General features: G+C 52.4%; 20 protein-coding genes and 3 pseudogenes. 12 read left to right on the top strand and 11 right to left on the bottom strand.

All coding sequences use genetic code 11. The features are described 5' to 3' along the window. Positions 1–278: 278 nt before the first annotated feature. Both K3T83_RS51265 and K3T83_RS51270 read left to right on the top strand, forming a co-directional pair. Positions 279–686, top strand: coding sequence for a hypothetical protein (locus tag K3T83_RS51265; RefSeq protein WP_220210826.1), 408 nt, complete (start codon positions 279–281; stop codon positions 684–686). 16 nt (positions 687–702) lie between these two features. After that, positions 703–924 carry a helix-turn-helix transcriptional regulator gene (locus K3T83_RS51270; RefSeq protein ID WP_220211135.1) on the top strand — a complete coding sequence of 74 codons (222 nt, stop codon included), beginning with the start codon at positions 703–705 and terminating at the stop codon, positions 922–924. Between the two features lie 353 nt (positions 925–1,277). Here the strand turns inward: K3T83_RS51270 and K3T83_RS56865 are convergent, their stop codons facing one another. Beyond that, positions 1,278–3,203 carry a transposase gene (locus K3T83_RS56865; protein ID WP_236065277.1) on the bottom strand — a complete coding sequence of 642 codons (1,926 nt, stop codon included), beginning with the start codon at positions 3,201–3,203 and terminating at the stop codon, positions 1,278–1,280. A gap of 397 nt (positions 3,204–3,600) precedes the next feature. On the opposite strand from K3T83_RS56865, the gene K3T83_RS51280 reads away from it, so the two are divergent. From K3T83_RS51280 to K3T83_RS51290, 4 genes and pseudogenes are all read left to right on the top strand, one after another. Then, positions 3,601–4,131 (top strand): hypothetical protein, encoded by a 531-nt coding sequence (locus K3T83_RS51280; RefSeq protein WP_220210827.1) that lies wholly within the window; start codon positions 3,601–3,603, stop codon positions 4,129–4,131. Beyond that, the gene (locus tag K3T83_RS51285; protein WP_220210828.1) at positions 4,104–4,412 is read left to right on the top strand and encodes a CPBP family intramembrane glutamic endopeptidase; all 309 of its coding nucleotides are present in this window, start codon (positions 4,104–4,106) and stop codon (positions 4,410–4,412) included. The genes K3T83_RS51280 and K3T83_RS51285 overlap by 28 nt, the downstream gene beginning before the upstream one ends. A gap of 268 nt (positions 4,413–4,680) precedes the next feature. Beyond that, positions 4,681–4,812 carry a hypothetical protein gene (locus K3T83_RS57540; RefSeq protein ID WP_268963597.1) on the top strand — a complete coding sequence of 44 codons (132 nt, stop codon included), beginning with the start codon at positions 4,681–4,683 and terminating at the stop codon, positions 4,810–4,812. 234 nt (positions 4,813–5,046) lie between these two features. Continuing rightward, positions 5,047–6,557: pseudogene (locus K3T83_RS51290) on the top strand (transposase). Positions 6,558–6,802: 245 nt separating this feature from the next. Here K3T83_RS51290 and K3T83_RS58415 read toward each other — a convergent pair. The 4 genes from K3T83_RS58415 to K3T83_RS51310 all read right to left on the bottom strand — a co-directional run bounded on the left by K3T83_RS58415 (position 6,803) and on the right by K3T83_RS51310 (position 10,199). After that, entirely contained in the window at positions 6,803–7,033 is a 231-nt protein-coding gene (locus tag K3T83_RS58415) for an FAD-dependent oxidoreductase (RefSeq protein WP_220211136.1), read from the bottom strand. After that, positions 7,024–8,031 carry an NAD(P)/FAD-dependent oxidoreductase gene (locus tag K3T83_RS51300; RefSeq protein ID WP_220210829.1) on the bottom strand — a complete coding sequence of 336 codons (1,008 nt, stop codon included), beginning with the start codon at positions 8,029–8,031 and terminating at the stop codon, positions 7,024–7,026. The genes K3T83_RS58415 and K3T83_RS51300 overlap by 10 nt, the downstream gene beginning before the upstream one ends. Positions 8,032–8,215: 184 nt before the next feature. Then, positions 8,216–9,112 carry a phosphotransferase family protein gene (locus tag K3T83_RS51305; protein WP_220210830.1) on the bottom strand — a complete coding sequence of 299 codons (897 nt, stop codon included), beginning with the start codon at positions 9,110–9,112 and terminating at the stop codon, positions 8,216–8,218. A gap of 7 nt (positions 9,113–9,119) precedes the next feature. Continuing rightward, positions 9,120–10,199, bottom strand: coding sequence for a helix-turn-helix transcriptional regulator (locus tag K3T83_RS51310; RefSeq protein WP_220210831.1), 1,080 nt, complete (start codon positions 10,197–10,199; stop codon positions 9,120–9,122). 449 nt (positions 10,200–10,648) lie between these two features. On the opposite strand from K3T83_RS51310, the gene K3T83_RS51315 reads away from it, so the two are divergent. Continuing rightward, on the top strand, positions 10,649–11,467 hold the full coding sequence (locus tag K3T83_RS51315) for an IS6 family transposase (RefSeq protein ID WP_220210832.1): 819 nt from the start codon (positions 10,649–10,651) through the stop codon (positions 11,465–11,467). A gap of 370 nt (positions 11,468–11,837) precedes the next feature. Beyond that, positions 11,838–12,548 (top strand): annotated as a pseudogene (locus tag K3T83_RS51320) (IS6 family transposase). Between the two features lie 873 nt (positions 12,549–13,421). Here the strand turns inward: K3T83_RS51320 and K3T83_RS51325 are convergent. From K3T83_RS51325 to K3T83_RS51340, 4 genes and pseudogenes are all read right to left on the bottom strand, one after another. Then, positions 13,422–13,832 (bottom strand): RidA family protein, encoded by a 411-nt coding sequence (locus K3T83_RS51325; RefSeq protein ID WP_220210833.1) that lies wholly within the window; start codon positions 13,830–13,832, stop codon positions 13,422–13,424. Between the two features lie 173 nt (positions 13,833–14,005). Beyond that, positions 14,006–15,128: pseudogene (locus K3T83_RS51330) on the bottom strand (IS3 family transposase). 168 nt (positions 15,129–15,296) lie between these two features. Next, a complete protein-coding gene (locus K3T83_RS51335) occupies positions 15,297–15,500 on the bottom strand; it encodes a hypothetical protein (RefSeq protein ID WP_220210834.1) in 204 nt (67 codons plus the stop codon). Positions 15,501–16,224: 724 nt separating this feature from the next. Continuing rightward, complete coding sequence (locus K3T83_RS51340; protein ID WP_220210835.1) at positions 16,225–16,437, bottom strand: hypothetical protein; 213 nt, start codon at positions 16,435–16,437, stop codon at positions 16,225–16,227. A 282-nt stretch (positions 16,438–16,719) separates the two neighbouring features. Between K3T83_RS51340 and K3T83_RS51345 the strand changes: the two genes are divergently transcribed. The 4 genes from K3T83_RS51345 (at position 16,720) to K3T83_RS51360 (ending at position 19,347) form a co-directional block, all read left to right on the top strand. Then, the gene (locus tag K3T83_RS51345; protein ID WP_220210836.1) at positions 16,720–16,902 is read left to right on the top strand and encodes a hypothetical protein; all 183 of its coding nucleotides are present in this window, start codon (positions 16,720–16,722) and stop codon (positions 16,900–16,902) included. An 882-nt stretch (positions 16,903–17,784) separates the two neighbouring features. Continuing rightward, positions 17,785–18,024: a hypothetical protein gene (locus K3T83_RS51350; RefSeq protein ID WP_220210837.1), complete on the top strand. Its 240-nt coding sequence runs from the start codon at positions 17,785–17,787 to the stop codon at positions 18,022–18,024. A 319-nt stretch (positions 18,025–18,343) separates the two neighbouring features. Then, entirely contained in the window at positions 18,344–18,910 is a 567-nt protein-coding gene (locus tag K3T83_RS51355) for a dihydrofolate reductase family protein (RefSeq protein WP_268963610.1), read from the top strand. A 266-nt stretch (positions 18,911–19,176) separates the two neighbouring features. Next, positions 19,177–19,347: a hypothetical protein gene (locus K3T83_RS51360; protein WP_220210839.1), complete on the top strand. Its 171-nt coding sequence runs from the start codon at positions 19,177–19,179 to the stop codon at positions 19,345–19,347. Positions 19,348–19,876: 529 nt separating this feature from the next. Here K3T83_RS51360 and K3T83_RS51365 read toward each other — a convergent pair. Further along, a complete protein-coding gene (locus K3T83_RS51365) occupies positions 19,877–20,146 on the bottom strand; it encodes a putative dsRNA-binding protein (protein WP_220210840.1) in 270 nt (89 codons plus the stop codon). A 168-nt stretch (positions 20,147–20,314) separates the two neighbouring features. Beyond that, positions 20,315–20,731, bottom strand: coding sequence for a hypothetical protein (locus K3T83_RS51370; protein WP_220210841.1), 417 nt, complete (start codon positions 20,729–20,731; stop codon positions 20,315–20,317). Positions 20,732–20,978 lie beyond the last annotated feature (247 nt).

The raw sequence follows: 20,978 nt of genomic DNA on the forward strand, positions 1-20,978 counted from the left end.
AGAAAGTTGGAAGAGAAATCTGGGCCAAATAGGTTGCTGGCCCACTTTTGGCCCACTGACAAAATCGATGTTGCTGGTCGAATACCATTTCGTTTTGGCTGGTCAGAGGGTCCGGTAGGAGATACCCCAGGTAAACGACATACTACAATGGGGCAAAAGACAAGCACACTTGACAACTTCACCCATCACTCGCTATAATAAAGACAAGTACGCTTTACAAAAAGACATGTTTGCTTTACAATTCAAGAAATAGTTAGCATCTCGAAAGGACCGTTCTTGTGATGAACCAGTCAGCTTCAAAAGACCAGTCGGTTTTAAAAACCTATCTGCGCGAATTTCTTACTGCGATGTTCACCTATGCTGTGGTTGTTCTTGTCTCCGTCTCTCTGTTGGAACATAGCCCGTCCGAAGCCTGGTGGCGCATTCCACTGGCATTGACTCCGATGGTCCCTCTCTTCTTTGCGTTGCGGGCGTTTCTGCGCTATTTTCATCAGATTGATGAATTGCAGAAGCGTATCCAATTGGAAGCATTGGCCTTGAGCTTCTGTGTCACCTGTGTGGTGACGTTCGGCTACGGTCTACTTGAATATGCAGGTTTTCCAGCCTTGAACTGGACCTGGGTTCCTACTTTCATGATGACATTCTGGGGTATCGGTACAGCCATCGCATCACTACGCTATAAATGAGCCAATGGGGAATATGATGAAAAACCGATTAAAAGTGTTGCGGGCTGAGCACAACTGGTCACAGGCTCAACTCTCTGCGTTCCTGGGAGTTTCGCGCCAGACCGTCAATGCGCTCGAAACCGGGAAGTATGATCCCAGCTTGCCGCTGGCATTTAAGATTGCGCGCCTTTTCCAACTGCCTATAGAAGCAATCTTTCAGGACGATCCAGTGTGCGAAAGCGAGGCAAAAAATGATTGAAGCGCAGTCTCTTACAAGAATTTTTTGCATACTTTCCTGATCGAATTGGTAAATGAGGCGAAGAGTGGGCAGGTTTTAAGGGTCATGCACACTTTCGGTGGGAAAGCTCATCAATACATGAGTACGACGGTTCCGCCTGGTGCTCAAGAAGGGAAGGATTCCTTTCCAAAGCAAGCAACCTCTACCGAAAGTGTGCATGACCCCACGGGATGCGCAACGAGCTTGTAGCAAGCGAACAATAAAGGAAAGGAAGGGCTAGTTAAAAGCAGAGAGAGATTCTTAGCCCTGTGACTCGCTCAGAGGGAAGATGGATCTCGTTGAAATGGTCTCTTGGTTTGCCAGTTCCTCCTGTCTTAGTTGCTAGCGAGAAAGGCGGGGACGCCTGCTACAGTCACGCGCTGTTGTGGTGGTCCCCACCAAGCATTACGAGCGAGCCGGTCATGCCAACGGAAGCGATGATGGGAACGTACCGCACGTGGTGGACGAGGTGGCGGAAAGGTTTTCTCTGAGAGTGTTGTGAGTGGGATCACTTCGACGTATTGACTACGCCAGTGAGCCATCCAGGTGCGGCGAAAGGCTCGGCCTGCCACATCCACCCACCGCATTGCTCCAAGCACGACCGGCTTGTGCGAAACCTCAGTCGGTGCAGGCAAGAGGCGGCGCACCGCACTGACGCGACGAGCACGATTGCCTTTGGCTCCTCGTCCAAGACATTGCTCTTTGAGAGCACAAGGTTCACAGTCGCTTCGGAAGCCCAGGTAAATGGCACGTTGCGTGAATGCATTTTCTTGATGGATTTCGCTGAGCCAGAGACTTGAACCCGCTGGACAGCGCAGGGTTCCATTCTCTTGCAACACAAAAGCCTCAGCTCCGAATCGCCCAGTTGCCCCGCCGAATGCCGCAGCCCAGCGCCACGGGCCATACTCTTGGGGTGAGTCTTCCCGGCTTTTGAGTGAGGGAGGAGCTTCTTTGGGAGGTGCCCATTCCATCTCACGTACTCCGGCTCCTTGCATCGTCTTTCCCAGTATCAATCGCAAGTTCCACACCCACTGACAGGCAATTTGCCACAGCTCTTGGCCGCACTCGGTGTAGGAACACCAACGATCTGGGTCTTCTTCGAGGTCTTCATCAGCAAGCACCGCCTCGAAGGCTCCTCGTCCATGATACAGATCGAGCACATCCTCGACCAGGAACCCCTCGATAGGCAGGGTCGTAATGAAGAGCTCATAGACATACTCACCCACACGCTTACCCACCGGAACTTTCTTGTTTGGTGCAGGAGCGCGATGTCGAGCCACAATGATGCGGGTTTGAGATACACCTTCATCCAATGGCAGCCAGCCCCCGTCAAATAACTCGACCACTTCATCGCTGTTCGTCCTGGTCATCGTGGCTTGCGGTGGGTGAGCCAACACGCTCTGGATCTGAGGGTGTTCCAGAACTCGATACCCTCTTGCCCGCGTGACCAAATACACGCCTGCCTCAAGCAATTGAGCAATAGCTACCGTGTCACCATATTGCCCATCCAGACGAACTAGAGCGACCTGTGGGGTGAGGGCAAAGTGCTTCAAGTAGGTCGTAATGGCCTGGAGTGCCGAGACCAATTCGCTGCGGTAATCTCCATTGCCTCTGCCTGCATATGTCCCGATCCACTGACGGGTGTGCATCTGAAGTACGGTAGTGCGTGTGCGAACCACCTCCCCTCGTTTGCGTCCCTTGTAACCTGGGGCGCAAACAGCATCGAGTCGGCGTCGGGGGAGAGGGAGCGCCGGATCAGTGGGCAAGGCACGTTGCCGGGCAGCCTGGCGAGTGGCATCCACATCAAAGACGATGTAGCGGCGTTCCTGCCGATCCCAAATCCCGCCAATGGAGTCGCTTGTCCATCCCTCAGCAAAACTGTTCTGTTCGAAGAGCGTGCGAAACGCTTCCAAGCAGAGACGGTCTACGCTCGCTAGGAAACGGCTTACTGTGGCTCGATGGGGAAGGTGAGCACGTCCAAACAGAGCCATGAACACCGTTCCAAAGGGAGTTAAACGGTCAAAGAAATCGGCAAGCGTCCGTTCTCCGCTGATCGCATAGCCTAGTAACACAGCGAGAAAATCAAGCGCTTCATAACTGCCGAAACGGCCTCTCACTAATCGGACTTGATGAGCGAAGGCTTCAAGCAGTCCTTTTGCTGTGAGGTGCTGAGACGCGATGACCACTTCAGCGAACCACGCCGGAACAGAGGGGCGATCCACAGCAGTGGTTTGAACCTCGATGCAACGGTTCGGTATCATACCCAAAGAGACCTCCTTATGAGAGAGTATTGTGTTGCTCTCATTAAAGGTCTCTTTTCTCTTCTTGCTGCTAGCTTGCTGACAGCTCGTTGCGCATCCCGTGGGATGACCCGGTTTTAAGGCGACGAGTGAGCTGGTCACGCGTCAAGAGTGAGCGGCGCAGCCATTGATCGTTGGAGAAGCCGCTCCACACCTCAAGTATCAGTAAGAAGTATTGTCAATGGGGTGTAGTTCATGATGCTCGTTTTCAGTCCAGAGCTTTCCCGTTCTCTTTGTTTGCTGCCATACTCTCGCCATACTTTCAGCACATCTGCTGACTATACTTCTCTCGGAAACTGAAATGATGATGCGAAATTGGTCTTCACTCACTGCTTTTTTCAAGAAAGAGATGCATACCATGATCGATAAGAAAGAACAAAAGACAGAACCCAAAAATGATATTGCTCTTCTTCCACAATATAGCTTGCGCCACATCCTGCTGATCTGGGCAGCAGCGGCCATTCCTATGGGGATTTTGGGATGGGGTGTGGCTCCGGCGTTGGCACACCTCTCCCAGACGCCAGTGCTCGTCCGGCTGGCGGTGCTGACCATTGGATTAGTATGGCAGTTCCTCCTCGTCATGATTTTACTCTATCGAGAAGCAGGTAACCTGCGCTGGTCAACCATACGGCAGCGCCTCTGGCTCACGGCACCTCGCTCTCCACGCACGGGAACACCCAGGGCTCGCCTCTGGTGGTGGCTTGTCCCACTCATCCTTCTGATAGCGATCTACGACCTGGGACTCGGTGGAAGCGTTGATCACCTGTGGGTGTCTGTGTTCCCGTTCTTGGCTGCCCCCTCCGGTTCTGATCTGAGTACGATCCTGGCGACCCCACAAGCCCAGGCACAGTTGGCAGGAGCGTGGAATGTCTGGGGCTCTTTGTCCTGAATGCTCTGTTCAATACGTTTCTTGGGGAAGAGTTGTTGTTTCGTGGCTTCTTATTGCCTCGCATGGCGGGCGTCTTTGGCAAAGGAGATTGGGTGATGAATGCACTCTTGTTTGGTCTCTATCATCTTCACCAACCATGGGGCATTATCAGTGATGTCATTGCGGGTATAGTGTTTGCCTTTCCAAGCCGACGCTTTCGCAGTGCCTGGTTCGGAATCGTTGCTCATTCTGGACAAAGTGTCTATCTGGCTCTCCTGATCCTGGCGCTGGTGCTCAAATAAGCGGAGAGCAGACAAGCGCCCATCAGCTTCATCGATTTCAAGCCCGGTAATGGGAGAGCGCTCCCACCCATTCGGCGCTCAGGCTGCTTTCCGGTTCATACGAAAAGCAGCCCGCATGTATTTCCAACAGTTCATACTCATCCCCGGATGTGGAGCGGCTTCTCCAATGGTCGATGGCTGAGCTGCTCACCCTTGACGCGTGACCAGTTCACTCGCGGCCCTAAAACCTGCTTCCTCCTCATGCTTATTACCACCTGGCTGGAAGGGAATGGCAAAGCCGAAGCTCGTCACCGAGCTGCTCGGCTGGTTTGGAGGCATGGAAGCCCAACCTCTCGATGAGTTCTCGCATGGAGTTGAAGAGAAGCCTGAAACAGATCACTTTTGGGAGCATATCAAATGAATAGGGCCGATGGAAGGCGAGAAAACATGACGTCCGAACCGCCATCTCGCCTCTCAATGGATCGGCTGATCTGGGCGATGATTCCCATCCAGGAGTCAGATCATCTCCGATGTGGAGAAGAAAACAGACGAGCAGGAGAACACGAATATGGCAAGGAAAAGCTGCCGTGCGAAAGCCGCCCCAGAGCAAACGCTGACGTGTCTACAGACCCATTGTGGCTCTTGTGGTTATCCGATCAAGGTGGCATACCGTACGCAGCGAACGATTACTACGTTGCAGGGGAGTTGTCGGCTCATCCTGCGTGCCCGCCGGTGTCGCAACCCGGACTGTGCATGGTATCAGCGCCCCTATCGACCTGAAGAAGAGGGAAGATGGGCCTTACCCCACGGCGAATTTGGTCTGGACGTCATTGCTTTGGTCGGCAGGCTCCGTTACGCCTCTCACCGAAGCATTCCAGAAATCCATCAATCGCTCCGTGATCGAGGAGTGCTAATCGCCGAACGGACCGTGACCCATTTGCTCCAGCGCTATGAGGAATTAGTCGCCCTACGTCTTTGTGCAATGCCTCAGTTGCGCGAGCGGTTCAAGGAGCAGGGTCAGGTGATCCTTGCTATTGATGGGTTACAGCCTGATGCTGGCCATGAGGTACTTTGGGTGTTGCGCGACTGCCTCTCTGGAGAAATCCTGCTCGCTCGGAGTCTGTTGAGTGCTTGTGCAGCGGGCCTCGCTAAGCTCTTGTGCGAGATCCAACAGGGACTTGAGGTTCCCATCCAGGGGGTGATCTCGGATGGACATCGTTCCATCCGTAAGGCCGTGCGAGCCGCGTTGCTAGACGTTCCCCACCAATTGTGTCATTTTCATTACTTCCGGGAAGCAGCCAAACTGGTGTATGAAGCAGATCGACATGCTAAAAAGGAACTGAAGAAACACATTCGTGGAGCCCGTCCACTTGAACGAGCCGTTGAAAAGCGGGACGATGCAGAAGCTGAAGCAATCCGCGGCTATTGCCTTGCTGTCCGCAGCGCGTTGACCGACGATAGCCGACCGCCATTAGAAGCGCCCGGACTCAAGCTCTATGAACGTCTTTCTGCCATTGTGGCCTCACTCACAAAGGTCTCTGAAAAAGGGGCTTGCCGCGTGAGTTAGAACGCATGCGCACTTTTCTGGCCAACGGACTGACGCAGACCGCCGCATGCTGGTCAGATGTCAAACTGGGGTATGCGTGGGTCCGTCGTGCCGCACATATCCTCACCAATGACGAAAATCAGACATCTGCTTAGGTGCGTCAGACCTATGAAGATCTCCTCATAGAGATGGGGCAAGCACCCCTCTCCTCCGAGACCCTGACCGCTATGCTCTCGACGTTTCGCAAAGTCACCAGCAGCTATTGGCCGGGCCTCTTTCACTGCTACGATATGACCGATCTTCCACGCACCAACAATGAGTTAGAGCAGTATTTTGGCTCAGTTCGTTATCATGAACGACGCACGACGGGCCGAAAACAAGCATCTCCGACTCTTGTCGTACGCGGAGCCGTTCGAGTGGTAGCGTCTGTTGCTTCTCGACTCCATCCTTTTTCTGGGCCAGAGCTGTGTCCAGCTGATCTCTCCCAATGGCGGGCTTTGCAGCGCGAATTGAACCATCGTCACGAGGCGCGGAGTCTCCAACATCGCTTCCGCAAGGTACCTTTCAGGAGACTTGCGGCTTTGGAAGAGAAACTCAGCATTAAAAGATTACCGCCGTAGAAAAAAACAGATTTTCAGCGTAAGCGCGAAAAAAGTACATTGGGTTTGAATTGTTCTTCAACTCTTCTGTAGATGGCTCTATGGGTATTGATTTCACCTTTCAGAAGGGATGCGGAGTGGGCTTGAAGAGATGAGTGGAAGAAGCGGAGGTTCCATGAACCTCCCAGGAAAAAGAAAGGAGGAGTGGTGGAAGTTGGACCCATACTCTGTTCTTCCACCGTTGAGACGTATTTTGAGGAACGCTCTCACCTGCGAAGTTGGGGGCGATCCAGTCGGAATGGTGTGAGGACAGATGGAAGGAATCCGTCTTGTGCTGCTGTTGCTAATAATTGCCCGAAGCGCATCCCAAACGGCATCCCATGACCAGTAAAACCACCAACGAAGAATACCTGTGGCAACGCTGGTGCACAATCAACAATAGGATTCCTATCTTGCGTGCATCCCAGGAGACCTGCCCAGCGCTGTACTACACGCAGTTGAGGGCAAGCAAGGGGAAGAGCTGTGGCACGATCTGCTCAATGGCCCTTTGGACTGGAATGGTTGGCACACTTTCCCAGACCCCAATCCCTGCGTTTGGGGCAACCGATCCGCACCCTCCAATCAGAAGCGTGCCAGAAGGGGTTTGCTGCAGATATTCTCCTGTGTTCATGCGGACGCTGAGTGCCATCGAAAAAATGCGATCCATCGTCTGATAGGCTTGCATTTGCTCAAGAACCGGGACAATGATATTCCTCAGTTCTGGCAATAAGGTACTTGTCCAGGCATTGATCGCCACGATGACCCTGTGTGCAACGAGGTTTCCCTGCGACGTGCGCAGGCGTACCTTCTCTCCATCCCGCCCTATTTCAAAGACGTGTGCTTGATAGGCACGCGCCCCAAGGCGCAATGCTGCATGCAGGAGACCCTGAACGAGCCGAGCAGAGTGTAGGAGACCCTGTTCTGGAAGGAAACGCCCGCCAAGAATCTCAGGGGCAAGTGGCGTGTTGATCATCGCCTGAACCTGTGTTCGTTCAAGCCATTGTGCGCTAAATCCATCCTCGCGTAATGCCTCCACCTCCTGGTGTTGTTGCTCTCTGTGGACATCTGTCAGTGCCAATTGGAGCGCACCCGGCTCCCGGTAGTCACACTCGATCAATTCCTCCTGGATGAGTCTACGAAGCAAGGCCCGGTTCTCATACGTGATGTCCATTACGGCGCGGGCCGTTTGCGGTCCAAGGCGAGCAATAGCCTCTGGATAGGACTCGGAGGTCCCTGCTCGCACAAACCCGCCATTACGCCCTGTTGCACCATCGGCAAGTGCAGTGCGTTCAAGCAAAACCACACGGACGCCCGCTCGTGCGAGCCAATAACAGGTTGCAGCGCCTAACAGTCCTCCCCCAACAATAGCAACATCTGCCCCCGATGGCAGGTGAGTGGAGAGGGAGAACGGTGGGCACGTCGATTGCCAATAGGAGACAGATTCTCGGACCATCATACCCATCCTTTCACAGTTTCTGGCAGGAAGCTCTTCCTGCCATCTTTCAAACAGCTTTCATCGGATGCTCTACGTCCTACAGGTCAGGTTTCCCAATGCTCTAGTGTCCACCGAATGAGCGTGATCATATCCTCAACCAACGAACCACGTGGTTCTGGGGTCTGCAATAAGGTGCAGATATTGATCAAATCGAAGAGCTTGATGATCTTTTTCCAGTGAGGGGCAAGACCCCTCCGTGATCGGTAAACCCTTGCAAGCAGGCTGTTTTAAAGGTGTTAGGCAGGAGCCACTCGTACCGGAAGAGATTGGCCAGATCAAAGAGGGAAGAGCCCACAAAGGCAAATTCCCAATCCAAAACGGCCACCACAGAGAAGCGTCCCCTCTCTTGTCGAGCCAGGAGATTAGAGCCACCGAAATCGGCATGCACTAAGGAACGGCTGGCTGCGGTTGTCTGGAGAAGGTGAGCATGCTCAGTGACCAACGCCCATAGACGCGCCGTGAGGTCCGCACCCAGCCAACGCTCAGCCTTTCCTGCAAATAAGCAGGACGAAAGGTACTCCAAATACCCCTTTGCAGCGTTCTCCTCAGCCACTTCATCGATCAGATCATCAAGGTGAAGGCCATCGTGGAAAAAGCCAGGATGGGCAAAAGTATAGGAGCCAATGGTGGCGAGCATTGTCCCAACGCTATATCCTACTTCCACGAGATCCGCCTCTGCGTTGCCTGCCAGCAAATCCTCGACCAGGATGCCTTCGACCCACCGGGAAATCGTCGAGGGATAGGCATAGCTTTTGCCATCTTGATCGGCATACAGCATTTCTGCCAGTGGAACACGTGCATGCAGAAGATTGAAAAGCTCAACCTCTTTTTTACAAGCGGCAGGATCATCCTGAAAAAGGCGGAGAACCAGCGCCTCATAGCGGCCTTCTGCCGTGATTTTATATAAGGTATTATTGCGCCCCGCGTGCAAGAGTTCGGCTGACGCAATCGAGCTTCCCGCGAGCACTGGTTGTAGAAGTTGCCTCAACGTCGCTCGATCTAATTGGAGGAGAGGACGTTGTCTCTGCCAGGTTTCTCTCATGTGATAACTATTCCTTTCTTGCGCGACTCGGTCTCATTGGGGGAAAAAGATCGTTCTGGTCACGCGTCTTGCTGGTGTAGCGAGTCAGGAGACCCTCAGCCCATTCCATGACGCTCACCCGTAGTTCTCTCGGCTCTACCACCTCAGCTGTTGGCCCGAAGCCCAGTAAAGCTGCGCGAGCGGTCTCCATTGTTTCAAAGACCACAGAAACCGTTCTCCATCCAGAAACGTCTGGTTCTGAACGCAAAAGGTGGTCACGAAGTGCTTCTCCAAAAAGCTGGAGCAGGCGGGGAATCGCATCTTCCGAAATGAGGAGCTTAACTGGGTAAGATGGAAGAAAACGAGCACACCACGCGGTCCAGTACTCAGCGAGATGGAATTCCTCTGGTCGGTTAAACGTCTCCTGGAGCACTTCTATCTGCTGGATACGAGCAATTCTGAAGGGGCGGATGGTTTCGTGCGTGGCTCCAATAAGGTACCAGATGCCGGCTTTCACCACGAGTCCCAAGGGATGGACCAGGGGCGTCATGATATTCCCACTTTCCTGCCGATAGACCAGAGAGAGGCGGCGATTCTGCCAGACAGCCTGCTGAACAGTTGGCAAGTGAGGCACCTGATCAACCGGAAAATTCCATCCGGTTGGATCGACATGGAAGCGTTCCTGTATCTCTAGGGCACGTCTTTTGTCTCGCTCAGAGAGCGTGCTTAAGACTTTGGCGAGAGCTACCTCTCGTGTCGTATGCAGATCCAGATCGCCCAGTGGCCTCTGGCCTTCAGAGAAAAAAAGCGTGTGCAACTCATCTTCGTTGAGTCCGACGACGTGGAGATGGTAATCTGACAAGAGGGAATACCCTCCTCCCGGCCCTCCTTCTCCATAGATGGGAACGCCTGCCAAACTGAGATCATTGATATCCCGGTACAGCGTGCGTTCTGAGACCTGGAGCCGCTCTGCCAATTCCCTGGCTGTGAGATGTGGGTGCCGTTGTAGCAGAAAAACAAGAGCAAGTAAACGATCAAATTTCAGAATGATTCTCCTTTGTTGGAAGACACGCGAAACTGCGCTCAGTATAGCAAAAATCCCTGACAAAAAGTGTCAGGAACTGCCCGAAGAATCTCCAATGGATCTTTCTCAAGAACATGCGGAGGGTATGAGGTAAATCGAAGACAGGAAGTAGAGGTATAGACCTCTCTCGCTCAGTCCAACAAACCGTCGTTATTTCTCCTCTGCTCTTCACTGAAATGCCGTTCTAAGACCCTGCATTGTCAAAACGACAACAATTTACACATACAATGGCTATTTCGCGCTTACGCTGAAAGGTTTTTACCCTCCCAATGTACTTTTTTCGCGCTTGCGTTGAAATCCTTGCTCAGTTCGCGCTCATGTTGAAACTGACAAATGCGTGGTGCATGTTCAAGCGCTCCAGTTCTTTTGAGAGCTGTTGTGAGGGAAGTGTCAGCACTGAGAACAAGATCAAGGTAAAATCGCTCTTGTGGTATACTGACGGACATTGAGATCATCGTCATCAGGAGGGAACCATGAACTGCCCGCACTGTATGTCTCTAACCACGAAAGAACAGCAGAAGAAAACCGTGCTTGGCTATCGAACGTTCTGCTGTTCTGCCTGCCGACGTACCTTCAATGAACGAGGTGGTACTCCTTTTAATTACCTAGAATATCCGACAGAAATTGTGCTTCTTGTTGTTCTGTGGCGGCTGCGTTATAAGCTGAGTCTGCGTGATCTCGCTGAGATCTTTCTCGAACGTGGCTTTGTGTTTACCCATGAAGCAGTTCGGGACTGGGAAGCTCGTTTTGCGCCATTGTTGGCGGATCAACTCCGTATCAGGAGACACGGACAAGCGCGAACCTCCTGGTACATCGACGAAACCTACATCAAAGTCCACGGGAAGTGGTGTTACCTCTATCGCGCCATCGACCGGGACGGCAATCTCGTTGACTCCATGTTGAGCAAGAAACGAGATATGGATGCCGCTAAACGGTTTTTCCAGCAGGCAGTTGAGACGGTTGGTTATGCACCAGAACGTGTGACGACCGATGGGCATGATGCCTATCCACGAGCGATCCGTGAGACGCTCGGGAGTCACGTCGTCCATCGCTGTAATCCCTATCTCAATAATCGGTTGGAGCAAGACCACCGTGGCATCAAACAGCGGTACTACCCGATGCGTGGCTTCGGGAGCTTCACATCCGCATCACACTTCTGTCGTGCCTTCGATGAGGTGCGTCAGTTCTTCCGCTTTCGCACGACGATGAACCAATCCGTGCCTCTTGCCCAACAACGCATGCTGTTTCGCCAACGATTGGAGAGCTTTCAAGCTCTCAGAATGAGAGCCTAGCCACAAGGAGAGACGAGCAGCTCCCCCCAACAATGTTTTGCCTCCTCTGTTCTCAGTTCTGACGCATCCCTTGGCAGATCTCCTGAAGAATTGTGGACTCCTGATAAGCAATAAGCTGGAGAAACACACGTCGTTAAAAAGTGCGGCTCCTCTATTTGCCAGCTCATGGGTGATGGTATCGCGGCATTCAGGATCGTGACAAGGGCGAATGGTGAGATCGAAAATCGCGTAGGCACGTTCGGGACGGAACTGCGCACGGAAGCAATGGTGGCGGCTGTGTTGCAAAAAAGAAAGCTGATCTGGTAGGTAGTGTTGCAAGAAGTAAACTGATCTGCTACAGTTGGGAGAAAAGTGCAAAAAAGGACTCATCATGAACGAGCAGAATCTGTTTAAATGGCGTCACTTTGAATCGGAGATCATTCTCCTGTGTGTCCGTTGGTATCTGCGCTATGCACTTAGCTATCGGGACCTCGAAGAAATGATGTTGGAACGGGGCTGCACGTCGATCATACCACGATCTACCGCTGGGTACAGCACTATGCACCTGAGTTGGAGAAGCGCTGTCGGCTTCTTCTCAAAATCACCAATGACTCCTGGAGGGTCGATGAGACCTCCATCAAGGTGAAAAAAGAATGGATGTACCTGTATCGGGCTGTTGATTCGGAAGGAAAAACGCTCGACTTTTGGCTGAGTCCGACGAGAGATAGAGAAGCCGCCAAACGCTTCTTTGGGAAAATACTCGCTGCCTCTCATACGGCAGAACCACGCGTGTCGGGCGCTCGACAAAAACGCCGCCTACCCCAAAGCATTCAAAGACCTCAAAACAGCAGGTATCATTCCTACAAGCTGTGAACTGAGACAAGTGAAGTACCGGGGCAATCTCATCGAGCAAGATCACCGCTTCATCAAACGGCTCGTCAAGCCTGGGATGGGCTTTTTTTCGTTTCAGACGGCATGGCGAACCTTACAAGGATACGAGGTCATGCACATGATGAGAAAAGGACAAATAGATGGAGCGGCAAAAGGAGATAGCATGAGTCAAAGAGTATTCATCTCTGGTCTGTTTGGAATGGTGGCCTAAACTGAACAAGAGTGGAGGCATCACGCCCAGAGCATTCTCCCAGATTTCTTGAACACAACCGATTATGCGGTTAACCTTATATAGAGGAAGAATATATCCTCTTCTCTTCTACATTTCTAGCAGGATAGAGCTCTAAGGATAGTTTACCATCAGAGAAGTGGTAATGATAGAGCCTATTTGCAGAACTACGGACATGTCGGCGGTGGATTAAGCAAGAGATAAGCTGCAACAACATTTTTATTGTTATTGCAGGATCAGGATGATAATTTTCGCTTGCACTACGTCAGTGGAGGCGAAATCTCAATGTAGGGCAAACTAGTAGTATGAAAGTGTAAAACGATAATAGAATAGTCAACGATCTATCCAATCAGAATGCTACTGAGCAGGCAAGCCTCACCACTTGGCCAAGTGAGCATGAACTATTCTCGCTCATTAGTGCTCAGATGGCTCGGGTGCCTGGTCACTTTGACCCCTTTCTCTTCTTCCATGGTGCTTCGCCTTTTCACAAGAGGCCCGTTTTGTGTACCACTACAGGTACCCTTTTGTTTGTCCCCCTGGCATGGCTGGTGAGGAACCGGAACAGAACTATCTTATCGTTGGGCAAACTGGATGTGTGCTTCGCCATCGGGTTGGAGCAGCCAGGTGATGAAAGCGGTGCCGTCAGGCGAGAGGAGGGAGCGGGTGTGTCCCACCTCGTTCCCTAGCGACTGGTCGAGGAAGCACTCAGCTAGCTGTTCGGTGTCCTAGAAGACGTTGCGCCCTCGTTCGGCTTCGCAACCGCTTGACCCTTTGCGAGACGGCGCAGAGATCTTCCGCGATGGTGCGGCATCGAGACAACGGATGGAGGCAGGGTGAGGCGAGAACAGGCTTGCTCTACTCTGGCACGTGAGCGACGGCTTCGATTTCGAGCAAGAATGCTTCATGAGCTAATCTTCGTACTTCCACCAGCGTGCTGACAGGCGGGTTGATGGGGTTCACATAGCGTTCACGAACCTCACGAAGGATGGGAAGTTGGGAGATATCTACGACATAGATATTCAGCTTGATCACATCAGTGAAATCCGCTCCAACCGCAGCAAGCGCGGCTTTGAGATTTTCAAAGACCTGCTGTGCTTGAGCACGGAAATCTTGTGGGCCGACGATCTGCCCTGCGGGATCAAGAGCGACCTGACCAGCAAGAAAGATCGTTCGCCCCTGTCTGATCTCTACGACATGAGTATAGCCTGGGGGCGTTGCCAACGTCGATGGATTGATGAAGCGTCTGTTGGTTGGGTGTGTTGCCACGACGTTCCCTTTCTAGGAGGCTGGAAACCTTCACGTCCTTTTTCTCAGTGTCTGCTTTAGTATATCTCTTCTTCTTTGTGGAGAACAAGGGAAACATCTCTCGTGTATGGTGGTACCGTTTGTCTAGACACTAATCGGCCAATTTTGAGAGTGAACTCAGCAGGAAGGAAAAGTCATTGTGAACGATGGGAGCGATACACAGCAACGGGCGTTTGATAGTCTAGTGATTGATGATATCGCTCATGATTATAAAATTGAAAGTACTGTTTCAAACTGGATCTTGCTTCTGAAACGGTTTGATAGTCTTTAAGATAGACCTCCTCATATTTCACGCTTCTCCAGAGGCGCTCGACAAAGATGTTGTCTCATGCGCGTCCACGTCCATCCCAACTGATGCGAATGTGTGCAGACCGCAAACGCTCTGTAAACTCCTGGCTCGTGAACTGGACCCCTTGATCCGTATTGAAAATCTCTGGGCATGCAGCTCGCAGTGCTCGCTCCAATGCTTCCAAACAGAAGCTGGTATCCAAGGTGGTAGATAGTTCCCAGGCGAGCACAAAACGACTGAACCAATCGATAATCGCGACCAAGTAGATAAAGCCTCGTGCCAGGCGGATGTAGGTGATATCGCTGCTCCAAACTTGATCGATACGATCAATGCTCACATCTCGTAACAAGTAGGGATAGCGCACAGATGGCGAACCTGCTTGGCTCAACTGAGGCTTCGGGTAGATCGTTTCTAAACCCATCCTTTGCATCAGTCGCCTGACCCGTTTGTGATCCACGACATAGCCTTCATCCTGAAGGAACTTGACCATCTTGCGTTTCCCATAAAAAGGGGGACGCGTGTATTGTTCATCAAGCAGCCTCATCAACAGCACATCTTCCTCGCTTTCAGGTGCAGGCTCATAAGAGTAACTTGAACGGGCTAAACCCAACAATTCACATTGACGGACAATCGAGAGCTGGGGATGATCGGGTTCCACCTGAAGCCGCTTTTGCTCAGTGCTGGTAGGGGCCTGATTTTTTTTTCAAAAAGTCCAACTCCACTTTGAGTTGGCCGATTTGTTGATATAAAGTGGCGATGAGCGCTTCCTCGTTCTTGGCTCGCTCCGAGCCTGGTTGAGCAAAGATCTGTGGCAGTTCATCCAGCACCTGTTTCTTCCATTGCGTTATTTGGGTTGTATGCACTCCATATTCCGAAGAAATTTCATTAAGCGTTTTCAAGCCTTTGATAGCTTCTAACGCGACTTTTGCCTTAAAGTCGCTGCTGTATTTCTTTGGTGAACTTGCCACGGCGTTCCTCCTTGCGGATACTTGTCTCCTTCCTGCTCTTTTATCTCATTGGCCTGTCCAGTTTTCCGCCCCCATTATAATAGCTGCACCCCTACGCATCTTGCTTGAGGGGAGCAGGCACCACTTGGTACTCGCCCCCCGTGATTTCTTCTCCAGTCTGCGCGTGACTTATTCTCCTAGATGGCTAGCACGGAGAAACGGTCGTAGGATAGACTTGAGAAGAGCAAGGTCGGCTTGCCCAAGTGCTAAGAGCAAGAGCAGGCGTTGGAGATCACGAAAGTGGATATAATCCCAGACAGCGATGATTGCACAGGCTGCTACTTGTGGCCTGAGGAAAGACCACCACTGAGATGGGGATGAGAAAGAACTCATAGAACTCCTCTATCTAGAGAACAGAACATAAACAGTATCCGTTGGAGGCCGCTTCCATCTTGCCACTTTCTCAAATGAGGTATGATAGGACTAGGGACTGTGCTTGACCCTCTCAAAGGGTCAAGGCGATCCAAGAATGTGAAGCAACCTTGCTTTGCATGGAAAGAGCGGCGGGGACGTATGAGCGTATTACTTTGCAGGTAGAGACGTTCATGAGTTTTCTCGCCGCTCTTCCCCCTCTCACTTTAGAGAAGAACCTCCTTTCTTGCCATTTTGGCGAAGCTTTTGCATACATTGATTTTTCTCTGGGGAACTTTTTCTCACTTTGTAAGCGATCAGTGCCTTCACGATCAATCGCATCAGGAACACTGGCATGCTGCTCGTCTGCTAACTATACTATACATCTCGACACAAAGGCAGTAAAATACAGCGAGAAGAAAAAGGCTCATATAATGACGGAAACCTCTCCAGTGCATTCATGACAAAAGCGTGACCTATGAGGGGAGAAACGCTCTTGCTGCTTCTTGGTGGTGCATGCTTTGTGACAAAAGAGCACCAGCTTTATTTATAAGAAATCGAAATGAGATGGTTATTGTGGCTGTTCACGTGCGGTACAATTGCAGCGGGTGGCTCACCGCCTCTCTCGCGCTTTGCTGGGAAGTGAGGAGCCGCGCTGGCGTCTGGTTCTCTCTTTTTGCGGGCAGAACGGCAAGCGCGTCGCTGTTCACGTGGTAATGGGGAGAGGGGGCAACCCTCTCCCTGGTGTGCTTTCCAGATCTTCTTGTTCGTGCCACAGGCGGCGGCACTGGCTGCACAGCCATTGACCTTTCTTTCCTGGTGCCGGGCGCCTCTCCTTCACGCGCTTGCCACAGCGGGAACAGAGAAAACGAGAGGGCTGCTGATCTTCTGGGTCCAGGCCCTGGCGTTGTTGTTTCAAAATTGCGCCTCCTTTCGCTCCGCAAAACGATCATGCCGCCATGATACTTCTGCCTCAATTATCATGCAATAGGCGAATATGCATTTTATACATTTTATACCCGTTATTTTCTTTATTTTTCTTGGAATATTTCTGAATGCATTGTTCAAAAAGAATGGCTGGAGGGAATGATGTGATCTGGAGAGAGGAGCAATGAGAGGGAAGGGGGAACGGCAGAGGTCATCAGAAAAAACAGGGAAAAACCAGCCAGCTATTTCAGAAGGTGGGTGAGAGCAGAACGTCATGTCCACGCCATCCAGGAGGGCCGGGAAGGACGAAGTGGGAGGGAAAAGCGGTGAGAAGAAACAAGCAATTTGTTTGGAAATAGCCGGAAGAACAAATTGGGAAGGTGATCTTCAAGAAGAAGATATGAGATGCAAGATAGAAGATAAGAAGAAAGGACGTGCGGTCGTTCGTCATCTTTGATATGATGTGGAGCCTGTGGCAGGGCGGAGACGGTTTGGAGCGATCTATCAGTGTTGGTGGATGGAAGAGAGCAGGGGGCAGCCCTGAGAGGTGTGATGCTCAGGGCCGCTGGTGTGGTGTATCGAGCGATTGCGAGTCTGCGGGAATCCTTCCGGCCAAGGAGTTAGTTCCCATAGGGGGGGTCAGCGTCGTTGCAGGAACGCCAGCAACACGAGCAAGGATGCCAGAGGCAAGCCAAAAAGTCAAGCGAGTGTGAGACGAGATATACTCACACAAGAGATGAGACAGATATGAAATAATGACGACATGACGTATGGTTGTCCAAATTTTATGTGAGATGGGTGCAGGTGAAAAAGGACCGGACTGTGGTGGGGGTCCGAACAAGTGAAAGAAGTGCCAGATGGGGGAAGCATCAGGCGCGTATGCACGTGTTGTTTTTTTGTCAAGACGACTTCGTGCAACGGCAGTCTATCATAATAGGATGGCAGGAGTTGGAGAGGGGCGTTGACCTGGGCGAAGGGGGAGGCCGTTCAGGTTGGATGCGGGAGAGAGAGGGTGAAGGAGGTGTTACTGACGTTGGTGGGAAGGCAAGGGTATTCAAAGAGCGTTTTCCCCTCTGGCAACGGAAGAACCAGGCCGGTAGGAGTTGCCAGAGGGGATGTGAAAACTGCGGAGAATCTGAAGCAAGGTGCTTTGGAAGGATAGCACATCTATCTGCTTTGGAGTATACCAGGAGGTGAGAGGAGAAGCAAGGGATTGGTGTATCGTTCTGATGGCAGGGCAGCAAAGACATGCCTGATAAGCATCAGGCGCGTATGCACGTATGTTGTTTTTTTGTCAAGACGATTTCGTACAACGGCAGTAGAGCATAGGTGAAGATCGATGAACACACGTGGCTCGGACAGATCGAGAGGTGGATGTGCTGGCAGTGTGTACGTTCTTGGTGCAACCAGCGGCATGGAAGAGAGCAAGCAGGCGTCATGTCCTCATTGGGCACGTACAGAGCGTGTCATGGGTAGCGAGAGCGGTGAGGAATGGGAGCATGACCAGCGAGCCAGAGCCTTGCTGGTGAAGCGGAGCATCCCGGGGCCAATTGAGGAGAGTATTACGAAGAACGTCTAGGAGAGGAGCAAGATATGGAAGGCGTACAGGCGGACACCTCGCCGTATGATGCTTGAAAGGGGTGCACACTCAAATTGGGCAAAAAAGTTGGTGTCAGAGCCTCGGTTGAGAGAGGGCCTCTCACCTTTTCTGGGAATTGGTGCTGACTGTAGGAAGAGAAGAGCAAGATCGGAGAAGTTTTTTTCGAAGGGGAACAGGTAAGATTGGGAGAAGGAAACATCCACTTGTGCTCTGGATAAAATCAGTCGATCTAGCTTACAACCGATTGCATAACGTAATCAGGACCGCGCAGATGTGCCGTGTGAAGAAAGGAAGTAATATGGCTAAGCTCGTGTTTGGGATGAACCAGTCCCTGGACGGCTACGTCGATCATATGGGGCTTGGGGCGCCAAGCCCTATGCTCTTCCGCCACTTCATCGAGGAGGCTCAGGGGCAGGCAGGCAGCATCTACGGTCGCCACATGTATGAGGTCATGCGTTCCTGGGATGACGATCATCCTGAATGGGGTGCAGAGGAACACGCCTTCGCGGCGGCGTGGCGGAACCAGCCGAAATGGGTCGTCTCGCGCTCGTTGAAGTCGGTCGGTCCCAACGCCAGGCTTGTTGAGGGTGATCTTGAGCGCGCGATCCGCGAGCTGAAGGCCGAGCGCGACGGGGAGATCGAAGTTGCTGGCCCGAACTTGGCGCACAGCCTCACCGAACTTGGCCTGATCGATGAGTATCGAATCTACCTGCACCCCGTCGTGCTTGGTCATGGCAAGCCATATTTCGCCGGACCCCGACCGCCGCTCCGCCTTATGACTCATGATCGGATTGGCGAGGATGTGATCAGGTTGACCTACGTCCCTGCTTCATCTCGCAACTCGCCGGATGGAAATCGCCGCTGAAGTCTGGTCTCGGGTTTGGACCCAAAGCGACGGGGACGGCCCGCTTCAGCATAGAAGCGCCATCGGCGAAAACGAATATACCCTGATCGATCTAAATGGCGGGTAAACTCTGTCGCAAAGAAGATGCGGGCCAAAGTTGGCGCTGGAAGAGTCCGCGCCAGCACGCCGCGCAGCACATCCCGGGTCCAGGCGTTTTTTGCCCAATTTGAGTGCGCACCCCTTTCAAGCATCATACGGCGAGGTGTCTACAGGCGGGGCCGCTCCATGTGCGGTGGAGTGATGGGCGCTTACTCATCACGACCTCAATGGGGCAAGAGGTGTTAGAGCGGGCGGAGGCGGCGCTGTTGCGAGAGTATCTGGATCTCATTGTCGATCTGGATGCGGAAAGCTTTCAAATGGGAAGCCTGGAACAGGAGCGTCATCGCGCCGAGGAGTGAACTGGGTGATGGATGGGTGGACCTGAGAGTTTCCTGATAGGAGCCTGGTGCGTGGAGGAGAGTGGAGGCGACGCGGATTGGGCCGTGCGGCGCGGTGTGGAGCTGCTCAAATAAAATGGGCCTTCATTATGGGGAGAGAAAATGAAGCCGTAAGGAACGTACGCAACGTTTCGATGGTGAGCGTGGCACTCCACTCTTTAGCAGACCAGAAGGCGAGTGTACGTAACGTTTCAAACGCCTTGAGAAGGGCTATCAGCGTGTAACGCCACGAACGTTGTGAACGCTCACAAAGACGAAAATAACGCTAACATAACATTACTTACTCTCCATAACCTTCATACTCTTTATATACGTCATCTAGTCATTGGCTATGGTCAGCTCACATCGGCCCGAAGGGAGTTGTGTCCCTTCGTCCCTGCTGGCCCCCTCTCGGGAGAGTTGCCTGGACTATTCAGATCGGCTTTCAGGGAGGGGAGAGCGGAAAAAGGAACGGATGAGGATGAGGGCAACATCATGGTCAGTAAGATGGTCAGGTTCCTTTGAGGGGGAGCAGGCAGGAGAGATGCTGCTGTGCCTCGGCCGCTGCGTGTTGTTGGGCCTCGCGTTTGGTGGTGGCTTCTCCAATTCCCTCCAGGACGTGGAGACCAGCAATGGTGACAGAGCAGAGGCAGGCAAAGAGAGGGGCATGGACAGGAGCAGCGACAAGGCACGTATAAGCGACCTGTGCCAGTCCTCGTTGGTGGATCTGGTTCCAGATGCCTTTGGCGTTTGAGAGAGGGGGCCTGGTTGGTTGTTGCATGGTCCTGCTCCAGTGCTGTTTGAATACTTCAGAAAAGTATAGCAGAGGAATTACATGAAAGCAAGGTGATGTATTTGGTATGGGAAGCCGCTTCTCATATCTTCTGTGGTTCTGTTCTGTCGTAAATAGTCCGAAAAAGGCAGGGAGTGAGCCTCTCCCTCAAGGCTCTCAGTTGGTGGGAATCTGGCACCGTTTTGCCAGATCTCCATCAGAGAATTGTGAGATGCTCTTTTCCTTGAGAATGGGTGAGAGATGCTTGGAGGCAGTTCCTCTCTGGAGGACGGTGTGGAGGGTCGTAGCAATACTCTCGCTGGTATTGGCGATGGAGATGTTGTCTTGGATGTGATAGATCAGGCGGCCCGCCTCCGCAGTGCGCCCGAAAGGAGTGCGTTGGCACGAGGCGGGAAGGCACGACGTGATCTGAGTCAGTTGGTTCGTTTGGAACTGCTCCATAACAAGCCATTCAAAGGGTGCCCCCAGATTCGCGACGGCCTCCATTTGAGGCCCATGGTTGGGTGGTATGAGTCTGGTGGGTGCGAATGTGAGTGGGCCGACCTCAGCAGAACCGGTTTGACACGGCAGCAACTGGACAGCGTTTTTTCCTTTCGGGAACCACCTTGCCCAATGGGAGCAAGTGCAAGAGCGTTTCCAACGCGGAGCCAACGAATGGACAGAGACAAGCGGAGAATCGAGATGCCTGTTTAGCGAGGTGGTTTCTCTCCTAAGGCACGATGCTGGATCAGTGGCGGGGAAGCAACGAGCACATACTCTTGATAGAGCGGGAGTGGCACAGAAGACGAGGGAGCTAGATCGCCCTGCTCTCTCGTCTTCT

The sequence above is a fragment of the Reticulibacter mediterranei genome, from assembly GCF_016587455.1.